The sequence below is a fragment of the Kitasatospora purpeofusca genome (assembly GCF_000718025.1).
GTDB lineage: Bacteria > Actinomycetota > Actinomycetes > Streptomycetales > Streptomycetaceae > Kitasatospora > Kitasatospora purpeofusca.
Genome location: NZ_JODS01000003.1, coordinates 172,602 through 194,277, shown reverse-complemented (window position 1 = coordinate 194,277; position 21,676 = coordinate 172,602). Strand labels below are relative to the sequence as shown.

Below are 21,676 nucleotides of genomic sequence, written 5' to 3'. Positions count from 1 at the left end.
TTCCCGGGCGCCGGCCCCGGTCCGGCAGGGCCGCCCCGGTTCAGGACGAGGGCGCCGGGAGGTCGGCGCGGACCTCGAAGCCGCCGTCCGCGGTCGGGCCGGCGTCGAGCGAGCCGCCGAGCAGCTGGGCGCGTTCGCGCAGGCCGACCAGGCCGTGGCCGCCGCCGGGCAGGATCCGGTCCGGGCGGACCGGCGGGGCGTCGTTGCGGACCTCGACCCGCAGCCGCCGGCCCCGGGCCCGGATCCGGACGTGCACCGCGGCCTGCGGCGCGTACTTGGTGATGTTGGTGAGCGCCTCCTGGACGGTGCGGTAGGCGGCCCGCTCGACCGCCTCCGGCCAGGGGCGGTCGCCCGGGGCGAGCTCGGTGTCGGCGGCCAGTCCGCTCTCCTCGATCAGCCGCGGCAGATCGGCCAGCCTGGGCTGCGGGGCCAGCGGCGCGCCGGTCCTCGGCCCGCCGGCCCGCAGGACGCCGACCATCTGCCGCAGCTCCTCCAGGGTGCGCACGGACAGTTCGCGGATGGTCGCCGCGGCACCCGAGGCCGCCGGGTCGGTGGTGGACACCTGGAGCGCGCCCGCCTGGATGCTGATCAGACTGACCTGGTGCGAGACCACGTCGTGCATCTCCCGGGCGAGCCGTCCGCGCTCCTCGCTGAGCACCCGGTCGGCCAGCAGCCGGCTCTCCCGGGCCTGGCCCCGGGTGAGCTCGTCCAGCCGGGCCGCCAGCTCGCGCCTGGTCCGGGACAGCAGTCCGGTGGCGGCCGGTCCCGCCGCGAGCATCACGGACTGGATGGCGTACAGCGCGGTGTCCCGGGTCGGCTCGAAGGACTGCTCGGAGAGCGGCCAGTGGAAGAACTCCACCAGCGCGAAGAGCGAGGCGCAGGGGATCACCACCCGGGAGTGCGGGCGTTCGGCCGCGACCGTGTAGACGGCGGTGATCGGGGCGAGCCAGATGTCGTCGAGATAGCTGCCGGGCATCGTCAGCAGCAGCACGGTGACCGGGAAGCGGCGCCGCCACAGCAGCGCCACGGCGGCCAGGACCGACAGCAGGGTCTGCCAGAGCGGGGCGCCGCGGGCCACCAGGGCGGCGTCCACCAGGGAGTAGACGGCGGGCAGCAGGATCATCAGCCAGGGCGCGGTGAACCCGGCCGGAAGGCGTCGTGCGGGAGAGGGGTCGCTCATGCCCCGTCGCTCGGCTTCGGCCGGACCAGTCCGGCCCGGTGGGCGACGACGGCCGCCTGGACCCGGTTGGCGGCGCCGAGCTTGCCGAGGATCGCGCTGATGTGGTCCTTCACCGTGCCGGTGCCGAGGAACAGCCGGTCGGCGATCTCGGCGTTGGACAGGCCCTCGCCCAGCAGCGCCAGCACGTCCAGCTCCCGGCCGGTCAGGGTGCGGGCCAGGGTCGCCGCCTCGGCGTCCGGGCCGCCGCCGTCCACGTAGCCGCCGATCACGGTGCGGGTCACGGTCGGGGAGAGGATGTTGCCGCCCGCCGCGAGCACCCGGACGGCGTGCACCAACTGGTCCGGGGCGGTGTCCTTGAGGAGGAAGCCGGAGGCGCCGGCCCGCAGCGCGGTGCCGATGTGCTCCTCGGTGTCGAAGGTGGTCAGCATCGCCACGGCCGGCGGATCGGGCAGCGCCCGCAGCCGGCGGAGCACCGAGATGCCGTCCAGGTCGGGCATCCGGATGTCCAGCAGCACCACGTGCGGACGCAGCCGCCGGACGTACTCCTCGGTCTGCGCGCCCGAGCAGTCGCCGACCACCTCCAGGTCGGGGGCGGAGCCGACGATGAGGCCCAGCCCGGACCGGACCAGGATCTCGTCGTCCACGATCAGCACGCGGGTGGTGGTGATGGTCACTCCTCGGTTCGGCGGACGGGTCGGGCCGGTCCGCATGACTGGAATCGAGAGTAGGGCCTGACCGGCGGCTTCGCCGGGCCCGGCCTCCTGGAGCAACCCCCGCCGAACGGCGGGGGTGTGAATCCGCTACCTGGTTCACGCGATTCTCACCGGCGGTGGGGAACGATTGGAATCGGCTGCCGTACGGTCGGTCCGCGGCCGGGGTGGGTGGCCGGCCGGGTCGCGTGCGGATGCGGCCCACCATCTGATCGTTTGGAATTGAGCTGTGTCGTCCACTGTGAAGCCGGAGCCGTCCACCTCCCCCACCGGATCCGGGTCCGGGTCCGGCGCCCTCATGGCGCGCTGGCGCCCGCGCGCCGCCACGGCGACCGTCTGGTACCTGCGGCTGATCGCGCTGCTGAACCTCGTCACCGTGCTCCTGGCGCCGTTCCGCGACCAGGTCGAGACGCACAACGAGGGCGAGTACTTCACGCCGTACCTGATGACCGCCGGGCTGAGCAGCGCGGTGCTCTCGGTCTTCCTGGCGATCGCGATGCGGCGCCGCAAGCGGGCCGCGTGGATCTTCAACACCGCGCTGGCCGGCCTGTTCGCGGTGCTCTACCTGCTCGCCATGACGCTGCCCGACGGGGGCTTCACCAAGCACCCGCTGAACTATGTCTCCACCGTGCTGACCTGCGGGTTCGTCCTGGCACTGCTGGTCGGCCGGAAGGAGTTCACCTCCAAGGGCGACAGCTCCAACCCGAAGACCGCCGCCGCCACCTTCGTGGCCGGCCTGGGCTTCGGCGGCGTGGTCGGCGCTGCCCTGGTCGCCCTCACCAACAACCTGCACGGCGCCGCCGACTTCTGGGACATGTTCCGCTACTCGGTCGGCCGGATGATCACCATCACCCCCTCCGAGCACCTGCGCTCCGTCATCGACGCGCCGACCTGGGTGAACGCGGTCATCAACGCCATGGGCGCGGTGCTCTTCCTGCTGGTCCTGTACGTGGCCTTCCGCAGCCCGCGGAACACGGAGCTGCTCACCGTCGAGGACGAGGAGCGGCTCCGGGGGCTGCTGGAGAAGCAGGGCGAGCGGGACTCGCTGGGCTACTTCGCGCTGCGCCGGGACAAGGCGGTGATGTTCTCGCCGAGCGGCAAGGCGGCGGTCACCTACCGGGTGGTCGGCGGCGTCTCGCTGGCCTCCGGCGACCCGATCGGCGACCCCGAGGCCTGGCCCGGAGCGATCGACGCCTGGCTGACCGAGGCCCGCGAGCACGCCTGGGCGCCGGCCGTGATGGGCGCCTCCGAGGAGGCCGGGGTGATCTACGCCCGGCACGGGCTGGACGCGCTGGAGCTGGGTGACGAGGCGATCGTCGAACTCGACGAGTTCTCGCTGGACGGCCGGGCGATGCGGGTGGTGCGCCAGGCGTACAACCGGGTCAAGCGGGCCGGCTACACGGTGCGGATCCGCCGGCACGAGGAGATCCCCGAGTACGAGATGGCCGAGCTGGTGGCCAAGGCCGACCAGTGGCGCGACGGCGCGACCGAGCGCGGCTTCTCGATGGCGCTGGGCCGGCTCGGCGACCCGGGCGACGGGCGCTGCGTGATGCTGGAGTGCCACGACGGCGAGGGCGAGCTGAAGGCCCTGCTCAGCTTCGTGCCGTGGGGTGCGGACGGGCTGTCGCTGGACCTCATGCGCCGGGCCAGGGACACCGAGAACGGCCTGATGGAGTTCATGGTGATCGAACTCCTGCAGCGCGCCCGTGAGGTGAACCTGGCCAGGGTCTCGCTGAACTTCGCCATGTTCCGTTCCGTTTTCGAGCGGGGCTCCAAGCTCGGGGCGGGACCGGTGCTGCGGCTCTGGCGCTCCGTACTCGGCTTCTTCTCTCGCTGGTGGCAGATCGAATCGCTCTACCGCGCCAACGCCAAGTACCGGCCGATCTGGGAGCCGCGCTATCTGCTGTTCGAGAAGAGCAGCGAGATTCCGCGGATCGGCATCGCCAGTGCCCGGGCCGAGGGCTTCATCACCGCGCCGAGCCTGCCCGCGCTGTTCCGTCGCCGGCACCAGGGGCCGTCCGGCGCGGAGCCCCGGGTGCCGGTGGCGGCACAGGACGGGAAGGGGTAGCCCTCCGCCGGGGGGCGGAGGGAGCCGGGCCGCCGTCCGGGGGGATCTCATGGTTGTTTCTCCCCCTGGAGGATGACTCGGATCCGCACAATTGCCGATGTGGATTCGTTAACCGGCTTCTAATGTGGAGGTAGTCGAGAGGGCGCTTGCGCCAACGGGGAATCGGAGAACCGGTTGTGATGCGGAGGACCCACGCGGGGGGCGTGCGAAAGGGGCCGGTGGCTATTGCCAAAGAGGCCGCTGTCGCCGAGTGGGGAGCGCTGTTCGGGACGGTCCGGGAGCAGGTCGCGCGGAAGAAGTTCGCGGCCGTTCCACTGGCCACCGCGGCGACCTGCCTGATCCTGCTGTTCAGCATCGTCCAGCACCTTCCCGGTGGCGAGCACTTCGTCACCAGGATCGGCGTCGTCAAGGCGGCGCTGCCGCTGGACGTCTCGCTGCTGCGCACGCCGCTGTCGTTGTACGTGCCGGCCCTGGACCTGCCGGTGTGGGGGGCGCTGGCGCAGGTCTTCGTGGTCTTCGGCATCGCCGAGATCGTGCTCGGCCGGAAGCTGACCCTGGTGGTCGCCTACACCTGCACCATCGCCGGGACGCTGTTCGCCCGGGTCGGGGTGGCGATCGGCCCGGACCACGTCTTCGGCTTCCCGAAGTGGGTCGCGCACGTGCGGGACACCGGCCCCTCGGCCGCGGTGGTGGCGCTGGCGATCTGCATCGCGTTCCGCTGCCGGGCCTGGTTCACGGCCGGGCTGGTCGTGGCGACGATGGTCGGCGAGGCGATCGTGCTGCCGAACCTGGCCGGGATGGAGCATGTGGTCGCGGTGATAGCGGCGCTGCTGATCGCGGTCTCGGTGGAGGTGTTCGGGGACTTCTGGCCGCGGGTGCTGGCCGGGGTCGGCGCGGCGGCCGTGGTGTCGACGGCCACCGCCTCGCTGGAGGCGGCGGCCGCGGACGTCCGCCGCCGCACCCCGGCCGGCGCGGCCGTGCCGTAGCGGGGCCGAACAGTACGGACGAGGAGCCCGCGGACCGTCCGGTCCGCGGGCTCCTGTCGTGCACGGCTGCACGGCTGCACGGCTTCGCTGCGTGCGGTGTGCGGGGTGTTCAGAGCGGCAGTTCGAACCAGACGACCTTGCCGACCGCCTTGCGGGCGGTGCCCCAGCGTTCGGCGAGCTTGGTGACCAGGGTGAGGCCGCGGCCGGTCTCGCCGAGCTGTTCGGCGGGCTCCAGCGACGGCAGGTTGTGGTTGTCGTCGCTGACCTCGACCAGCAGCTTGTCCACCCGGATCAGCTGGAGCTGGACCCGGTCCCGGGCCACCCGGACCGCGTTCGTGACCAGCTCGCTGACCAGCAGCACGACGGTGTCGCCGATCGACTCCAGGTGCCAGGCGGCCAGCTGCTCGCGGACCAGGGCGCGGGCCCGGCCGACCTCGCGCTGGTCGACGGTGAGGTCCCAGGTGGCGACTTCGCTCGGCGCGACCCCGTCGAAGCGGGCCACCAGCAGCGCGACGTCGTCCTTGCGGTCGTCGGAGTGCAACCGGTCCAGGACCACGTCGCAGGCCTCCTCCGGGCTCTGCCGGGGGTCGATCAGATTGCCGCAGAGCGCGGCCAGCCCCGCTCCTATGTCACCGCCCCGCACCTCGACCAGTCCGTCGGTGCAGAGCACCAGCATCGAGCCGTCCGAGACGTCGATGGTCTTGGCGACGAACGGCACCCCGCCGACGCCGATCGGGGCGCCGGCCGGGATCTCCAGCAGCTCGCCGGTGCCGTCCGGGTGGACCAGGACCGGTGGCACATGGCCGGCGCTGGCCAGCTCGCAGGTCCGGTTGATCGGGTCGTAGACCGCGTACAGGCAGGTGGCGAGATGGTCGTCGCCGAGCTTGTGGGCCAGGTTGTCCAGATGGCGCAGCAGCTGGCCGGGCGGCAGGTCGAGCGCGGCCAGGGTCTGCATCGCGGTGCGGAAGCGGCCCATCGCGGCGGCCGAGTGGATGCCGTGGCCCATGACGTCGCCGACCACCAGCGCGACCCGGCTGCCGGGCAGCTGGATCGCGTCGAACCAGTCGCCGCCGACCTCGGCCCGGGAGTCGCCGGGCAGGTAGCGGTGGGCGATCTGGACGCCGGGGATCTGCGGCGGGCGGGTCGGGATCATCGAGCGCTGGAGGGTGGTGGCGACCCGGGACTCGGCCCGGTGCAGCCGGGCGTTGTCGAGCGACAGCGCGGCCCTGGCGGCCAGCTCCTTGAGGGTCGCGGCGTCACCCTCGTCGAACGGGTCCCGGTCCGGGAGCCGGAGCAGTTTGAGGATGCCGAGCACGGTGCCGCGGGCGGAGAGCGGCACCACCAGCATCGAGCGGCCGGACACCACCGGGACCAGCTCGGGGCCGCCGAGCGCGGCGGCGTAGTCGACCGCGACGTCCCGGGTGACCACCGGGACCAGCACCGGCTGGTTCAGCTGGAGTGCCATGCCGGGCGGGGTGCGGCGGGGCATGGCGACCAGCGAGCCCTCGGCGAGCACGTGGTCCCACTGGCCGGCGGACTCGTTGCGGGCCAGGGCGACCCGGCGCAGCATCGTGTCGTCGTCGGGGCGGGCCGCGGGCAGCTCGGAGTCGGAGATCAGGCCGTCCACGAGGTCGACGCAGGCGAAGTCGGCGACCCGGGGGACGAGCACCCGGCACAGCTCGTGGGCGGTGAAGCCGAGGTCCAGGGTGGTGCCGACCTTGCCGCCGACCTCGTTGAGCAGGGCCAGCTGCTCGCCGGCGTGGCCGTTGGTCAGGAACGGGCCGAACCGGCCGGTCGGCGCTCCGGGCGGGGCCGCGGGGACGGGGACGGGGACTGGGACGGGGACGGGGGTCGGTGCGGTCGGCGGCGCCGGGTCGCCCGGGTGGAGCCGGTGTCCGTTGGCGGACGCTCCGACGGCGGTCTGCTCGATGGTGGTGCCTCCTCTCGGCGGGGCCGGGACGCCGCCGGCCGTGAGCTCGCCCCCGGGACGGTCGGAGCGGGCGGCCCGGTCCGCGGCGGCCGGTGCGGCCGCGGCCTCGCGCTGGGCGGGCAGCGGAGCGGGCGTCGGGGCGGCGGCAGGACGGCGTCCGGGCGCGGACGGCTCGGGCGGGGCCGGCGGGCCGAGCCGGGCGGTGCGCTGCTGCGCGGTCGGGTAGCGGCGGCCGATGCCGGCCGCCGCGTGGGCGGTGCCGGCCGCCGGGTCGGCCGGGTGCAGCGGCAGCACGGTGCTCGGGTCCAGCCGCAGGGCCGGCAGTCCGGCCCGGGTGAGCGCGGCCAGCAGCGGTCCGCGGCGTTCGGCGGTGCCGGGCAGTACGGCGGCGAGCGTCCCGGGTACCGGGCGGCCGGCGGCGCCCAGCGCGGCGGAGAGCCGGTGGAAGCCGCCCAGGGCGCCCGGAGCGGCGGCGAACGGCAGCAGCCGCTCGCCGAGCGCCAGCCGGGGTCCGGCGGAGCGCAGCGGGCGGGCGTCGGCGGCCAGCGCCAGCAGCCGGCCGGTCGGGACCTCCAGCGGGTAGGCCCACCAGAGCACGTCCCGCAGGTGCTCCTCGCGGTCGACCACGGGCAGCTGCCCGGCCCAGGCGGCGCCGTCCGAGGTCAGCTCGGCGAGGGTGGTGAAGGCGTCGCGGCGGCGGCCGGTGGCACCCGGCCCGGCCTGTCCCGGCACGCTGCGCGGCTCGGCGGCGGGCAGCAGGCCGGCGGCCGGCCGGTCGTGGACGGCCTCGGCGCGGTGTCCGAACAGCTCCTCGGCGGCCCGGCTCCACTGGGCGATCCGCCCCTCGCGGTCGACCAGCACGACGGCGAGCCGGACCAGGGCGACCACCCCCGAGGACTGGTCGCCCGGTGCGGTGCCGGGCTCCGGAGCGGTGCCCGTCGGACGCGGTGTGGAGTTTGGGTCGTCCACCATGGATTCGGTCTGCTCCCGCCTGGCCGCCACGCCTGGAGACGGCCGGTTCTCCGGAGGAAGGCATGCTGTGCGGATACCAGCGAAGCACGGACGGGCCGGGACTCGATAGCGAAACGGGGAGATTCCTCGGTATCAGTTGCGTGTCACACGCCGTGCGCCCCTCCGCACTCCCCGTCCGGCCCGCAGGCCGGGCCCGGCCCGGACGGTAGGGTCGCAGCACGGGCCCGGCCGGCCCCGCACCGGACCGCAGGAGACGGAGGCCAGAGGTGACCGCGCAGATCCCCGTCCGCTGGACGGATCCGCAGCAGGGGGAGCTGGAGGAGCGGGTCGAGGCCGCCGAACTCGCCTGGCTGACCATGGACGTCGACGTGCGGACACTGCGCGTCGAGATCGACAACTTCGCGCTGATCCACCACCAGCTGCTCGGTCCGCTCTACGCCCGGCTGGACGAGCTGGACGCGCTGCTGGCCGAGGCCGTGGCCGCCCGCACCGGGCTCCCGGAGGACCTCCGGCGGGCCCACGAGGCCCGGCAGCGGGTCGACGACATGCCGGACCTGGACGCGCTGTTCGACAGCGTCCAGGCGCAGGAGGACGCCCCGCCGCCGCCCGCACCGGTCCGGGTGCGCCCCGGCCGGGACGCCCAGCGGATCTACCGCGAGCTGGTGCGCCGGGCCCACCCCGACCTGTCCACCGACCCGGCCGAGCAGGAGCGCCGGGCGGCGTTCCTGGCCCGGGTCAACGAGGCCTACGCGTACGGCGACACCGGCGCCCTGGAGGCGCTGTCCGCCGAGTGGTCCACCGCACCCGAGGCCGCGCCGGCGGCCGACTCCCCCGACCGGCTGGGCTGGCTGCGCCGCCGGCTGGAGTGGCTGACCGGGCGGATCGGCGAGCTGGCCGCCGAGCAGGTCCGGCTGGAGCGCAGCGCGATGGGCGAGCTGCTCGCGCTGGCCCCGCAGGACCCGGACGGGCTGCTGGCCGAGCTGGCCGAGCAGCTGCTGGCCAGGGCCGCCGCCCAGCAGGCCGAGCTGGAGGGGCTGCTCGGCGGCCGTCCGGTGGGGGACAATGACGGCGCCGATCCCGAAGCCCAGGAGAACCAGACGATGTTCGCGCAGATCCCCACCATCGACGCCGCCGCCGTGCCCGCCGACGCCGCCCTGCTGGACGTCCGGGAACAGGACGAGTGGGACGCCGGACACGTGGCGGGCGCGCTGCACATCCCGATCGGCGAGGTCGTCGCCCGGCTCGGCGAGCTGCCGGACGAGAAGCTGTACGTGCTCTGCCGGGTCGGCGGGCGCTCCGCGCAGGTCGTCCAGTACCTGGTGCAGAACGGCCGGGAGGCGGTCAACGTCGACGGCGGCATGTACGCCTGGGACGGCGCCGGCCGCCCGATGGTGAGCAGCGGCGGGCAGGACGCCTTCGTCCTGTAGGGCGTCCTTCTGCAGGGCGTTTCTCGGGGGAGCGAACGACGGGGGGAAGCATGAGCGGGGAGAGCGGGACGCGGTCGGCCGGGGCCGAGGAGGTGCCGGCCGAGGTCGCCGCGGCGCTCGCGGCACTGCGGCGCTCGGTGCTGCTGGTGTCGGGGTCGGCGCTGGTGGTCGAGGTGGCCGGCCAGCTGCTGCTGGCGGCCGGCCACTCGGTGGCGGCCATCGCGGCCGCCGCGGTCGGCGGGCTGCTGCTGCTGATCGCGGTGCCGGTGCTGCGCCGGCGGCGGCGGGCGCTGCTCGCGGCGCAGGAGGCGGTGCCGGAGCCGGAGCCGGGGCCGGCGCCGGAGCGGATCGGCTGAGGCCGGGGGGATCCGTCCGCCCCGGGGAGTAGGGCAGGATGGGCGCGCGACCGGGCCGGCGCGGTGCCGGCCCCACCCGTCCCCGGGGGAGTTCATGGCCGAGAGTACGGACCCGCCGCCCGTCCGCCGGCCCTGGTCGGCGCCCGCGCGGGTCGTCCTGGGCGCGGCGGGAGCCCTGCTGACCGGCGCCACCGGGCTGTTCCTCGGCGCGGTCTTCCTGCATGTGGCGCCCGCCAATTCGCTGTCCCGGGAGTACCGGGAGCAGGTGGACGGCCTGATCTACCCGGAGTTCGAACAGAACTGGAAGCTGTTCGCGCCCAATCCGCTGCAGCAGAACATCGCCGTGGACGCCCGGGTGCGCACCGAAACACCGGACGGGGAGGCGCGGGTCCACGAGTGGGTCGGGCTGACCGCGCAGGACATCGCCGCGATCCGGGGCAATCCGGCGCCCAGCCACGCGGACCAGAACCTGCTGCGGCGCGCGTGGGACTTCTACGACGGCTCGCACAGCGCCCAGGACGAGTCGACGACCAATCCGCGCGGCACGCTCGCCGAGGAGTACCTGAAGCGGATCGCGGTGCAGCGGATCGGCCCGAGCGTGGACGGGCGGCCGGTGGTGGCGGTCGAGCTGCGGGTGACCAGTACGACGGTCGCGCCGCCGGCGTGGAGCGAGGAGGCGGCGCCCGCCGCGCCGAAGGTGCGGGAGCTGCCGTGGTGGCCGGTGAAGGCCGGGGACCTGCGGGGGCTGCGGTGAGCGCGGCGGTGCCCGGCGGCTCGGGCGAAGTGACCGATGTGACCGATGTGACTGACGTGACCGAGGCGGCTGCCGCGGCTGGTACGGCCGGGACGTCCGGGGACGCGGCCGGGGCGGCGTTGGCGGCGGCGGTGGTGGTGGCCGGGATCCCCCGGCAGCCCGGCCCGGAGGCGCCCGGCGCGCCCGCCCGTGTTCGGTGGCCCGGGCCGGCCGGGCTCGCCCGGCGGGCGGTCGCGGTGTTCACCGGCCAGGTGCTGGGGCGGTACCAGGCGGCGACGGTGCGGATCGGCTTCGGACTGGTCTGGCTGGCCTACCTGCTGCGGGAGTGGCCCAACCGGCGGCTGCTGTACGGCGACACCTCGCCCTGGTCGGCCGACCTGGCCCAGCGGCTGCTGGCCGACAACGGGGCGCTGACCGTGCTGCCCTGGTTCGGCGGACGGCTCTGGTTCGAGCTGGTCTACCACCTGGCGGTGCTGGCCGCGCTGGCCGTCCTGCTCGGCTGGCGGACCAGGGCGAGCACGGTGCTGTTCCTGGTCACCGTGCTGTCGTTGCAGAACCGCAATGTCTTCCTCGGCGACGGCGGCGACAACATCGTCCACCTGATGGCGATCTACCTGGTCTTCACCCGGTGCGCCGAGGTGTGGTCGCTGGACGCCCGCCGGGGGGACTCCGGGCGGAGCGGGGTGCCGCTCTGGACGCTGCTCGGAGCGCTGCTGCTGGTCTGTCAGCTGGGCGGCTTCTCCGGGGCCAGCCTGGACTGGACGACCCCCGGGTTCCCGTACGTCGGCTGGGCGCCGCTGTTCTGGGGGCTGTGGGCGGTGGCCGGGCTGTGGTGGCTGGCCGAGCGGCTGGCACCCGAGGGCGAGACCCGGGCGGTGCTGGACGCGCTCGCGACCATGGTGCACAACTGCGCGATGCTGGTGATCGCCGTCGAGGTGGTGCTGATCTACGCCACGGCCGGCTGGTACAAGGTGCAGGGCTCGCGCTGGCAGGACGGCACCGCGCTCTACTACCCGCTGCACCTGGACTACTTCACGCCCTGGCCCGCACTGTCCGGGCTGGTCGGCGGCGCGCTGCTGCCGGTGTTCCTGATCTCCTACGGGACGGTGCTGCTCCAGGTCGGCTTCCCGTTCACGCTGGTCGACCGGAGGGTCAAGAACGCGCTGCTGGTGGTGATGATGGCGGAGCACGTCGGGATCGCCGTACTGCTCGGGCTGCCGGTGTTCTCGCTGGCGATGATCGCGGCGGACGCGGTCTTCCTGCCGACGGCGGCGCTGTGCTGGGCCGGGGCGCGGGTCGCGCGGATCCGGCTGCGGAGGGCACCACTAAGCTGACCGTTATGTCCTGGTTCGCCGCACTTCGAGACACCGCGCGGACCGGACTGACCGTCGACCGGGCGCTCACCGACCCCAAACGGGCGGTGCGCGGGGCGGTCGCCGTCGCCCTGGTGCTGTTCCCGACCCTGGCCATCGGCGGCGCCCGGCTCGCCACCTCCGCCGCGATGGGCGCGTTCATCGCCGGCACCGCGACCTTCCAGCGCAGCTTCCGGCCCCGCGCCACCCTCGCCGTCGCCGCCGGGACCGGACTCGGCATCAGCACCTTCCTCGGCTACCTGGCCGTCGGGATCCCCGGCGCCTTCCCGGTGCTGCTCGCCGTCTGGGCCTTCGGCGCCGGACTCACCTGGGCGATCGGACCGACCGCCGGCATCGTCGCCGCCAACACCCTCTCGGTGATGCTGATCGTGGTCCAGCTGCCCGTCAGCCCGCTCACCGCGCTCGGCCACGGACTGGTCTGCGCACTCGGCGGCATCGTCCAGGCACTGGTCATCACCGTCTGGCCGATCGGCAGCTGGACCGCCCAGCGCGAGGCGCTCGCCGACACCTACGCCGAACTCGCCGACTACGCCCGCCGGCTGCGCCAGGACCCGACCGCGCACATCGACCCGGCCCCGTTCATGACGGCCCGGCACGCCGCCGCGCTCACCCCCTGGCAGGACCGCAACCGCCCGCCCGGGCTGCGCGGCCTGCGCGGCCTCGCCGAACGCATCAGGCCCACCCTGGCGGCCATCGCCGACCCCAAGGTCGGCGCCCCCGAGGAAGGCCCCGAACGCGACCGGGCCCGCGAGGTCCTGGCCGCCGCCGCCGAGGCGATGGACGCCCTGGCCCGGGCGATCCGCACCGGCGACCCACTCCGGCTGCCCTCCTCCGCCCCGGCCCTCACCCTGGTCGCCCGGACCGAGGGCCCGGAACTGCGCGGCGCCGCCCGCCGCGCCGCCCGCCGACTGGCCGGGCTGCTCCGCGGCGCCGCCGACGCGCTCGACCGGGGCGCCGAGGACACCATCGACACCCCCGACGTCCAGCCCGGCGGGACGCTGCGCAAACCGCCGCTGATCCGGATGCTGCCGACGGCGCTGCGCGCGGTACGGCGGCAGTTCCGGCCGCACTCGGCCGTCTTCCAGCACGCCGTCCGGCTGGCCGGAGTGGTCACCGCCGCGTATCTGCTGGCCCGGCTGGTCGGCTTCGAGCACGGCTACTGGGCGCCGATGACCGCCGCCATGGTGATGCGACCGGACTTCGCCCAGACCTACAGCCGGGGCGTGGCCCGGCTGGCCGGGACCTCGGTCGGGGTGGCGGTCTCCACCCTGGTGGTGCAGCTGGCGCGGCCCGGTGAGTGGGTGCTGGCCGCACTCGCCGTGCTCTCGATCGGCGGCGCCTACCTGGCCTTCCGCACCGGCTACGCCGTGGTCACCGCCTGCATCTCCTCCTACGCCGTCTTCCTGCTCGGGCTCCAGGAGGGGAACCCGCTGGTCACCGCCGTCGAACGGGTCGGCCTCACCCTGCTCGGCGGCTCGCTCGCCCTGCTCGTCTACGCGCTCTTCCCCACCTGGCAGACCGCCAGGCTCGGCGAGCGGCTGGCCGAGTGGCTGGCCGCCGCCGGGCGGTACACGGCCGAGGTGATCGCCGTCTACGAGCGGCCGGCCGCACCGCGCGGACGGGAGGTGCGCGGGGCGCTGCTGGACTCCCGGGAGGCGCGCTCGGAACTGCTCCAGGCGATGCAGCGGGCCGACGCCGAACCCGGCCGGCACGCCTCCGGCCTGCCCGGGGTCAGCCGCCGCCAGCTCGACCGGGCCCGGGCGGCGGTCGGCCACCTCGGACGGGTCGCCGTCCTGCTGGAGGCCCACCTGCCCGGGCCCGACGCCGAGCCGGTACCGGGGGCGGCCGAGTTCGCCGAGGAACTGCGGCTGGCCACCGCGCTGGCGGCGGGCGCGCTGCTGACCGGGCAGCCGGTGGACTTCGGCGCCGTCCGGGAGGCCCAGGAACGGCTGGAGCGGCAGCTCGCCGACGCGCCGCCCGGGGTGCAGCGGGACGTGGTGCGGGCCGGGACCAGGCTGCTGCTGCAGGCGCTGAAGGACCTGGAGCGGGCGCTGCGGGGCGGCGGCACGGTGGGCTCCGCCGGGCGGCCGGAGCTGGAGCCGACGGGTCGTTAGAGGCAGTCTGTGCGGCGCCTGTGCCCTGTGCCGGTGCCTGTGGTGCTGGGCCGGGCCGTCGTCAGGAGGCTGTCGCCGCCGCCTCCAGCCAGTTGGCGAACTCGCACGCGAAGTGCCACTGGTGACCGGTCGACAGCTCGACCGGGGCCGCGGCCGGGAACTCCACGGTGAGCCGGATCCGCAGCCCCCGGGGGGAGTCGGCGAACTCGTGCATCACCCGCAGCACCTCGGAGCCGTCCGCCAGGTGGCCCGTGCCGCCGATCCGGACCGGGTACTCCGGGGTCGCCGGGGTGGGGTGGAAGCGGAGGTGGAAGCGGAGCGGCCCGGCGCCGACCGTCTCGATGATCTCGACCGTCCCGCCGCCGGAGTCGGCCAGGTAGTGCTCGGGGTTGGCGGCCAGCAGGGCGTCCCGGTCGGGAGCCCGCAACCGGCCCTGCCACCAGCCGAGGAAGGTCCCGGCGTCGATGCCGGTGGCGGTCAGTTCGGTGACGGCCGCGCGCCAGCGGCCGTCGGAGGCACGCAGCCAGCCGGCCATCGCGGCGTCGGCCGCGGCGGTGTCGGGGGCGAGCAGCTCGCGGACGCGGTCGTCGCCGAGGCGCTGCTTGAGCAGCCGCAGGGCGGCCCGGGAGCGGTCCAGCTCCCAGGCGAGGACGGCCGGGCGGTCGTGCCCGGTGCCGTCGATGTCGGTGCGGATGACCGGTGGTGCGGTGGTCGTCATGGCGTCGCTCCTCGGAAGGGTGCCCCGCGTAAACGGAGAGAATTTCTCCGTCTCGCTGGACGGTAGCATAGGAGGAGAAAATTCCTCCGGTTAAGGGCGGGCGATGAGAGCGGACGCGGAACGCAGCCGGCGCAGGATCCTGGACGCCGCCTGCGAGGTGTTCCTGGAACGCGGCCCGGACGCCCCCCTCGACGCGGTGGTCCGCCGCGCCGGCGTCGGCCCCGGCACCCTCTACCGGCGCTTCCCCGACCGGGAGGCGCTCGTCCGGGCCCTGGTCACCGACCTCCTCACCCGGCTCGCCGCCGCGGCCGTCCGGGCCCGGGAGGACGAACCGGACCCCTACCGCGCGCTGCGCCGCTTCGTGCACGCCGCCGCCGACCTGCGGATGGGAGCGGCGATCGTCGTCCTGCTGGAACGACTGGTCGTCGACGAGGAACTGGCCACCGCCCGGTCCGGCGCGGTCACGGCCGTCGGGGAACTGCTGCGCGCCGCCCAGGACACCGGCCGACTGCGCCCGGACGTCGGAATGGGCGACCTCGTACTGCTCTGCGTCCGGGTCTCCCGCCCCCTCCCGGGCGGGCTGGCCGCACTCGACGCCGACGGCACGCTCGTCCACCGACACCTGGACCTCGCCCTGGCCGGGCTGCGGCCCGGAGCGTCCGACGAGCAGCCCGGCGAACCGCTCACCTTCGACCAGGTGATCGCCGCCGCCGGCCGTCCGGGCGAACCCGTGGTGGCAGAGTGGGCCGGATGAACGAGGAACTGCTGCGCGCCTGGCGGACCGGCGCCGAGGAGCCGGGCGCGGTCCTGCTGGACGGCTTCCACCCGCTGAAGCACGCACTGCGGTTCGGCGGCGCCGTCCGGCAGGTGCTGACCGCCGACCGCGCCGCGCTGCTGGCACTGGCCGCCGAACTGGCCCCGGACGTCGCCCCCGCGCTGGACGCGCTGGCCGTCGAACTCCCGGAGGCCGCGCTGCGCACGCTCGCACCCCGGCTGAGCCCGACCGGAGTGGTTGCCCTCGCCGTGCGCCCCACCACCGAGGCCAACCGCGCCGCGCTGGCCGTCCGGCCCCGCCCGGCGCCCGTCGTCCTGCTGGAGAGCCCGCGCAACCTGGGCAACGTGGGCGCCGTGATCCGGCTGGCGGCCGGCTTCGGCGCGGCCGGCGTGGTCACCACCGGCGAACTGGACCCCTGGCACCCCGCCGTGCTCCGCGGCAGCGCGGGCCTGCACTTCGCCACCGCCGTCGAGCGGCTGACCCTGCCGGAGCTGCCGGCCGGGCCGCTCCACGTCCTGGACCCCGAGGGCACCGACATCCGGGAGACGGCCTTCCCGGACGACGCGGTACTCGCCTTCGGCACCGAGCGGCACGGCGTCTCGGCGGAGCTGCGGGCGCGGGCCGACCGGCTGGTCGCGGTGCCGATGCGGCCCGGGGTCTCCAGCTTCAACCTGGCGACCAGTGTGGCGATGGGGCTGTTCCACTGGATGTCGGGGCGCCCGCCCGGCGGGGCGGTCTGACGGTCGGCACGGCGGGTCGGGCCGGTCAGGTCGGGTCGGGTCGGTCGGGTCGGTCGGGTCAGGAGAACAGCCGCTTCCAGGTGTCCGGTCCGGGGTAGCCGTCGGCCTCGGCGCCGCTCCAGCCCATGGACTCCTGGAACGCCCGCACATTGCTCCGGTCGGCATCCGTCCAGCGCGGGCCCGGTCCCTCCGTGTAGGCCTCGCCGAAGCCCTTGCCGACCAACCGACCGCCGAGCAGCTCGACCTGCTCGCCCGCCGCGCCCGGGCCGAAGGCGCCGGGGCCGGGGAAGGCCGTCTCCCGGATGTCGGCGCCCTCGGCCGGCAGGGACGCGGACGGCGGGGAGGGCGGTGAGGGCGGCGGAGGGGGCAGCGGAGCGGCACCGTCGATGTCCCGGCCCTTGCCGTTCACCAGGTAGTCCCAGGTGTCCTTGCCCGGAACACCGTCCGCCTCGCCGCCGCGCCAGCCCTGCGCGAGCTGGAACGCCTCGGTGGCCCGCCGGTCCGACTCGCTCCAGCGCGGCCCCGGCCCCTCGGTGTAGAACCGGCCGCCGCCGCGCCGCACCAGCATCTCGCCCAGCCTGGTGACAAAGGCGTTGTCGGCACCCGGACCGAACTTGTCCGCCCCCGGGAAGGCCGCGGCCGCGGCGCTGTCACTGCTGCTCCCGCCGGTGGTCAGCGCCTTGTAGCGGTACGGGACGTAGGTGGCCGAGTTGGACCAGTAGGCGTACGGGGTCGCGCGCTTGGTGGCACCCGGCGAGGTCTGCTCGTACGCCACGTAGCGGGTGCGGGCGGAGTCCGCCCAGCCGCCGAACACGGTCACGTGCGAGCCGCTCCGGGGACTGGCCGGGTCGTTGTGGATCAGCACGTCACCGGGCTGGAGCTCGGCCTTGGTGATCCGCTCGGCGAAGTCCGGCAGGGTCCAGGTGGTCTGGCTGCTGCCGAGCCCCCAGGCCATCGAGACGAAGCCGGAGCAGTCCTGGCGGTACCCGTCCGACCAGTAGCGGCTCATGCTGTACGGGACCTTCTGGTCGACCCAGCGCTGCGCCCGTTCGATGATCGAGGCCCGGGTGACGGGCTGCGCGGCGGCCGCCCGTTCGTCGGCGCCGGATTCGCCGTAGAGGCCGCCGACCTCGCCCTGCGGGGTGTCGGCGCGGGGGACGGCCGGGCCGCCGGGGGTCGGGGCCGGGGCGGCTGCCGCGGTGGCCGCTCCGACCGCGCCGCCGCCCAGGGCGGTGCCGGCGGCGGCCATCAGGACGGCGGCCCGGCGGCGGAGGCTGCGGGCCGCGGCGTGGCCGCCCTCGTGCACCGGTGCGGCGTGCAGCCGGGCGCGGCGGCGGGCGGAGCAGCCCCCGCATATGCAGTCGTCCTGCGGTTCGACCTCGTCGAACCGCAGGAGGTCGGACCGCGGCAGGTCGGACTCCAGCAGGTCGGACCGCGGCAACGGGGCCGGTCGGCCGGTTCTGGTCATGCTCCGCCTCTTTCTCCTGGTGGGGGAGGGTGTCCGTCGGGCCGCTGACGGCGCGACAGCACGTTCCTTCCCAGGGCGACACCGTGTGTCGTCCGGACCAAAGTCCCAAACCGGACACCTGGTCGGCGCGGTGGGATGCTCCGCGCGGGTGACGGTCGTTCGGTATCCCGGGCGTGGCGCGGGGGCGGGGCGAGTGGTCGTCGCCGGAGCCGTGCTGTCGGTCCGTCGGACTGTCCGGCCGTCAGCTGACGGAGCGTGCGGAGGAGGGCGGGTTGGCGGGCGAGTACTCGGGCTCGGTCCAGCTCAGCGGGGTGGCGTCGGCCAGTTCGACGACGCCGGTGACGGTCAGGTCGACCACCCGCTCGGCTCCCGGCAGACCGGCGGCGGCCGGGTCGGACCAGTCGGTCCTGGCCTCGCCGGTGATCAGCAGCGCGCCGCCGGTCTCCCAGTCCGGGACGAGCAGTCCGGCCCGGGGGTCGAACTCCAGGTTGCCCAGGGTCATGAACATGTTGTTGCCCGCGTAGTCGGGCCAGCGCAGCCGGTCCGGGCCGAGTACCCGCAGGAAGCCGGGGTTGCCGCCGCGGTGGGAGGCGTCCGTCCGGCCGTCCGGGCCGGCGGTGGCGACGAAGAAGGTGTCGGCGGTGCTCACCAGCAGCTGCTGGGCGGTGCTCAGCAGCGGCCCGGCCGCCACCCGGCGCGGGGTGCCGGCCCCGGGGCGGTCCACCGGGTGGCGGCGCTGGATGTACTTCGGGCAGTTGGCGTAGACCTGCTCGGCGGCGATCACCAGACCGCCCCGGCCGTCCGGCACGGAGCGGCCGTTGACCCGCATCCGGCGCCGGGCGGCCGGGTCCAGGGCCACGGTGCCGACCTCGGCGGGGCGGGCCAGGGCGGCGGCCAGCGGGTCGGCCTCGGCCGGGTGGGCGGCGACGGTGACCGTCCGCTCGTCGGGGGCCCGCAGGAAGCCGGCCGGTCCGCTGAGCTGGGTGGCCCAGAGCCGGCCGTCGGTGTCGGCCGCCCCGACCACCAGCATCCGCCGCTCGGTCAGGAAGCGGGCGGCCACGGCGGGGACGGTACTGCCGACGGCGCGGCCGGAGTGGTCCGCCCGGTCGATGCGGCCGGCCCGGGCCTGCACGGCCCGTTCGCCGGGGTGGTAGGGGGTGCCGGTGGCGGTCATGACGGGTGCCTCCCTCGGGTCGGGCGGTACGTCCTGGAGGTATTTGCAAAGTCCCGGCGGGACTTTGCAAAGTGCTGGGTCCACGGCGTCCACCGCGGGGCCGGGCGACCTGCCGGCCCCGTCCGTGCAGTCCCGGCGCCCGCGGATGTCGCCGGCGGACATCGCTGGTGGATGGTGCTGGTGGATGCCGCTGGGCGCGGACGTCGCGGCGGCGCGACGTCCGCGCCGGTGGCACTTTGCAAAGTCCCGGAAACTCTTTGCAAAGTGCCACTTTGCAAAGAGTTGTTAGAAGAAGCCGCAGGTCGGGGCGGAGGCGGTGGGGGCCTCGGCGCCGGTCTCGTCGACGCCGGCCGGGGTGTAGATCTCCAGCCGGATGCCGTCGGGGTCGGTGAAGAAGATCCCGCCGGAGGCGGCGCCCTCGCGGTGCGGGACGACGCCGTCGTAGGCGAAGGAGGCGCCCAGCTCGCGCAGCAGGGCCTCGGCGGCGCGGACCTCGTCGAGCGAGTCGACCTGGAAGGAGAGGTGGTGCAGGCCGGGGGCGGCGGTGGCGAAGGTGCCCTCGCTCTGCTGCCAGAGGGTGAGCACCGGGCGGCCGTCGCGGCCGAGGAAGGCGTAGCGGCGCTCCGGGTCGGTGCCCTCCGCGACCAGCTCCAGTCCGAGGACGCGCCGGTAGAAGGCGGTGGAGCGGGCGAGGTCGGTGACGTTCAGGCCCACGTGGCCGGTCTGCAGGGTGCTGCTGATGGTGCCGGACATGCCTGGTCACTCCCGTGGTCGGGGCGCCCCGCGGCGCCACTTTCTAACCGTCACTGACGACGTTAGCGGTTAGCCTTGAGGGAGGTCAACCAGTACTGGTGGTTCCAATGGTTAGAAGTTCCGAGCATGGCTGTGCCATGACAAATATGGGAGGACGGGGTGCGGAGGAGCGGGCGCGGGGGCGCCGGGCCGGGGTGCGGCTACTCCCACTCCCACCGGGCGCCGATGTGGCCCGGCTGCTGGTCGGGGGCGAGGATCTGGGCGCTGGCCGAGGCACCGATCCAGAGCTGCTCGCGGCGGCGGTCGACGTCCGCGCCCGGGTCGCGGTCGTAGCGCTCGCAGTGCACCGGCACGGTCGCCGGGTCGAAGTGGACCTGGAGCACGTACTCGCGCACCGGTGTGGCGAAGCGGCGGCTGTACTCCGTGGTCTGGGCGCCGCCGGAGGGGATCTCGACCTCGTACTCGAAGACCGTGCTGTCGCCGAGGCCCAGCGGGCGGTCCAGCATCACCTCGCCGACGATCAGGCCGGTGTCCGGGCGGCGGCGCACCCGGCCGAGCCGGCCGTGTCGGACGCCGGTGATCTCCGGACAGCCGGTCGCCTCCTCGTCGGCCTTGTGCACCACCAGGCAGCGGGTCACCCCGGACACCGTGGCGCGGACCACCTGGCGCATCCTCAGCAGGTTGCCGCGCCGGTCGGCGTCCACGAAGTACGAGTCGTGGACCGAGAGCCGCTCCAGTTCGCCGGCCGGCGGCGCGTCCAGTTCGGCGAACACGTCGGCGATCTGCTGCTCGCCCGGCCAGACGTCCTCCAGCCGCAGGTGGCTGGCGCCGGCACTGGCCGCCCAGCGGCCGCGCGGGCGCGGCGGGCCGAGCAGCGCGGACAGCGTGGAGTGCGGCAGGCCGAGGAGTTCCTCCAGCAGGTGGACGGCGCGCAGCGAGCTGGCCCGCTCGGGCTGGCTGCGGCCGCGCCGCCAGTAACTCAGCGTGGTGACACTGACCCTGACGCCGCGTTGGGCCAGGGCGGCGCGGATCCGGTCCAGGCTGAGGCCGCTGGCCTCGATCGCCACATGCAGGGTGTCGGCGAAGCCGCCGGTGGGGCTGGGACGCCCCGGCGTCGGCGCGGGCGACAGCGGGGGCACGGGCGGCCGGGGTGCGGGCGCGGCCGCGTCAGGGCGCGGCCCGACCAGTCTGAGTCGGGCGTCCTGGGGATGCTGTGAGGCCATGTGGTTACCTTCCCCACCGAGCGGGTGCGGCAGACCCGGAACGGCGCCGGAACGCGCCGTCAACGGCCTCGCCGAGCTGTGGGGAACCCTATGCACGGTCGAGAGGCTACGTCATCAGTCGTGCGTATGACAGTGGTCACGGGCGGTGTACCGCAGGGTTAGCGATCTTGAAACAGTGCGGAAACACACGGACCTCTTCCCGGCCGGGTGGTGCGTTCCGGACCGTTGGCGGCAGGTTCCGGCCAGGGGCTCCGGGACGAGGGCCCGACGTAGACTCGGGGACCGGCCCGGAGCGGGCGAACCGGCCGGGAGAGAGACGGCCGGGAGAGAGACGGCCGAGAGCGAGGGAGCGCCGATGACCGAGTGGACAGCAGACCCGCGGGACCCGCGCCCGCTGCTCGGTGAGCCGCTCGCGCTCGACCTGCTGAACACCCGGTGGGCCGGTGAGCCGGTGAACGACCTGCTCGCCGAGCCGGACGGCCACGCGATCTGGCTCTCCACGGCCGGGCTGGCCGGACGCTGCGCGGCGGACGGGCCCGGGCTCGCCGCCCTGCTGGAGACCCGGGAGGCGGTCAGGACGGCCGTCCGGGAGCTGGACGCGGGCGGACTGCCCGGGGCCGGTGCGCTGGCCGGGCTGGACGCGGTGCTGCGGCACGGGCGGGTCCGGCGGGAGGCCTCGGCGGCCGGGCCGGTGGACCTGGTCGAGGTGGACGAGCCGCAGTGGCTGGCCGCCTGGCTGGTGGTGGACGACTTCCTGGGGCTGCTGGCGCAGGGGCCGGGGCGGATCAAGAAGTGCGCGCACGAGGCGTGCATCCTGCACTTCTTCGACACCTCGCAGAACGGCCGGCGCCGCTGGTGCCGGATGGCCGTGTGCGGGAACCGGGCCAAGGCGGCCCGGCACTACGAGAAGGCGCGGCTGTAGCCCGACGGGCAGGCCCGGGAGGGCGTCGCTCCC

General features: G+C 74.9%; 18 protein-coding genes. 10 read left to right on the top strand and 8 right to left on the bottom strand.

Annotated elements, in window-relative coordinates:
- Positions 1-40 precede the first annotated feature (40 nt).
- Positions 41-1,180: a sensor histidine kinase gene (locus IF01_RS0106905; RefSeq protein WP_030392395.1), complete on the bottom strand. Its 1,140-nt coding sequence runs from the start codon at positions 1,178-1,180 to the stop codon at positions 41-43.
- Positions 1,177-1,890 carry a response regulator transcription factor gene (locus IF01_RS0106900; protein ID WP_051740584.1) on the bottom strand — a complete coding sequence of 238 codons (714 nt, stop codon included), beginning with the start codon at positions 1,888-1,890 and terminating at the stop codon, positions 1,177-1,179. The genes IF01_RS0106905 and IF01_RS0106900 overlap by 4 nt, the downstream gene beginning before the upstream one ends.
- A 298-nt stretch (positions 1,891-2,188) precedes the next feature.
- Here IF01_RS0106900 and IF01_RS0106895 point away from each other — a divergent pair, with 298 nt between their 5' ends.
- Together IF01_RS0106895 and IF01_RS48110 are read left to right on the top strand one after the other, a co-directional pair.
- Positions 2,189-3,958: a phosphatidylglycerol lysyltransferase domain-containing protein gene (locus tag IF01_RS0106895; protein WP_051755023.1), complete on the top strand. Its 1,770-nt coding sequence runs from the start codon at positions 2,189-2,191 to the stop codon at positions 3,956-3,958.
- A gap of 218 nt (positions 3,959-4,176) precedes the next feature.
- Complete coding sequence (locus tag IF01_RS48110; RefSeq protein WP_157855174.1) at positions 4,177-4,944, top strand: hypothetical protein; 768 nt, start codon at positions 4,177-4,179, stop codon at positions 4,942-4,944.
- Positions 4,945-5,053: 109 nt separating this feature from the next.
- Here IF01_RS48110 and IF01_RS0106885 read toward each other — a convergent pair whose 3' ends face one another.
- Positions 5,054-7,846, bottom strand: a complete 2,793-nt coding sequence (locus IF01_RS0106885; RefSeq protein ID WP_078879780.1) for an ATP-binding SpoIIE family protein phosphatase — start codon at positions 7,844-7,846, stop codon at positions 5,054-5,056.
- 266 nt (positions 7,847-8,112) lie between these two features.
- Here IF01_RS0106885 and IF01_RS0106880 point away from each other — a divergent pair, with 266 nt between their 5' ends.
- The 5 genes from IF01_RS0106880 to IF01_RS0106860 all read left to right on the top strand — a co-directional run bounded on the left by IF01_RS0106880 (position 8,113) and on the right by IF01_RS0106860 (position 13,870).
- Positions 8,113-9,273, top strand: coding sequence for a rhodanese-like domain-containing protein (locus tag IF01_RS0106880; RefSeq protein ID WP_063764156.1), 1,161 nt, complete (start codon positions 8,113-8,115; stop codon positions 9,271-9,273).
- Between the two features lie 50 nt (positions 9,274-9,323).
- Positions 9,324-9,629: a hypothetical protein gene (locus IF01_RS48105; RefSeq protein WP_030392389.1), complete on the top strand. Its 306-nt coding sequence runs from the start codon at positions 9,324-9,326 to the stop codon at positions 9,627-9,629.
- A 94-nt stretch (positions 9,630-9,723) separates the two neighbouring features.
- A complete protein-coding gene (locus IF01_RS0106870; protein ID WP_037779183.1) occupies positions 9,724-10,383 on the top strand; it encodes a DUF5819 family protein in 660 nt (219 codons plus the stop codon).
- A 47-nt stretch (positions 10,384-10,430) separates the two neighbouring features.
- Entirely contained in the window at positions 10,431-11,717 is a 1,287-nt protein-coding gene (locus IF01_RS0106865; protein ID WP_157855173.1) for an HTTM domain-containing protein, read from the top strand.
- Positions 11,718-11,722: 5 nt separating this feature from the next.
- Positions 11,723-13,870, top strand: a complete 2,148-nt coding sequence (locus tag IF01_RS0106860) for an FUSC family protein (protein ID WP_051754991.1) — start codon at positions 11,723-11,725, stop codon at positions 13,868-13,870.
- Between the two features lie 61 nt (positions 13,871-13,931).
- Here IF01_RS0106860 and IF01_RS43615 read toward each other — a convergent pair whose 3' ends face one another.
- Positions 13,932-14,588, bottom strand: coding sequence for a hypothetical protein (locus tag IF01_RS43615; protein ID WP_051754990.1), 657 nt, complete (start codon positions 14,586-14,588; stop codon positions 13,932-13,934).
- Positions 14,589-14,691: 103 nt separating this feature from the next.
- Here IF01_RS43615 and IF01_RS0106850 point away from each other — a divergent pair, with 103 nt between their 5' ends.
- Together IF01_RS0106850 and IF01_RS0106845 are read left to right on the top strand one after the other, a co-directional pair.
- On the top strand, positions 14,692-15,342 hold the full coding sequence (locus tag IF01_RS0106850) for a TetR/AcrR family transcriptional regulator (protein ID WP_051740593.1): 651 nt from the start codon (positions 14,692-14,694) through the stop codon (positions 15,340-15,342).
- Positions 15,339-16,103, top strand: coding sequence for a TrmH family RNA methyltransferase (locus tag IF01_RS0106845; protein ID WP_030392383.1), 765 nt, complete (start codon positions 15,339-15,341; stop codon positions 16,101-16,103). Before IF01_RS0106850 ends, IF01_RS0106845 begins: the two co-directional genes overlap by 4 nt.
- Before the next feature lie 58 nt (positions 16,104-16,161).
- Here the strand turns inward: IF01_RS0106845 and IF01_RS0106840 are convergent, their stop codons facing one another.
- The 4 genes from IF01_RS0106840 to IF01_RS0106825 all read right to left on the bottom strand — a co-directional run bounded on the left by IF01_RS0106840 (position 16,162) and on the right by IF01_RS0106825 (position 20,721).
- Entirely contained in the window at positions 16,162-17,571 is a 1,410-nt protein-coding gene (locus IF01_RS0106840; protein WP_208624288.1) for a peptidoglycan-binding protein, read from the bottom strand.
- 241 nt (positions 17,572-17,812) lie between these two features.
- A complete protein-coding gene (locus IF01_RS0106835) occupies positions 17,813-18,745 on the bottom strand; it encodes a pyridoxamine 5'-phosphate oxidase family protein (protein WP_030392381.1) in 933 nt (310 codons plus the stop codon).
- 285 nt (positions 18,746-19,030) lie between these two features.
- Complete coding sequence (locus IF01_RS0106830; RefSeq protein ID WP_030392380.1) at positions 19,031-19,498, bottom strand: VOC family protein; 468 nt, start codon at positions 19,496-19,498, stop codon at positions 19,031-19,033.
- Between the two features lie 200 nt (positions 19,499-19,698).
- Entirely contained in the window at positions 19,699-20,721 is a 1,023-nt protein-coding gene (locus IF01_RS0106825; RefSeq protein WP_157855172.1) for a hypothetical protein, read from the bottom strand.
- Positions 20,722-21,076: 355 nt separating this feature from the next.
- Here IF01_RS0106825 and IF01_RS0106820 point away from each other — a divergent pair, with 355 nt between their 5' ends.
- A complete protein-coding gene (locus tag IF01_RS0106820; protein ID WP_030392378.1) occupies positions 21,077-21,643 on the top strand; it encodes a CGNR zinc finger domain-containing protein in 567 nt (188 codons plus the stop codon).
- Positions 21,644-21,676 lie beyond the last annotated feature (33 nt).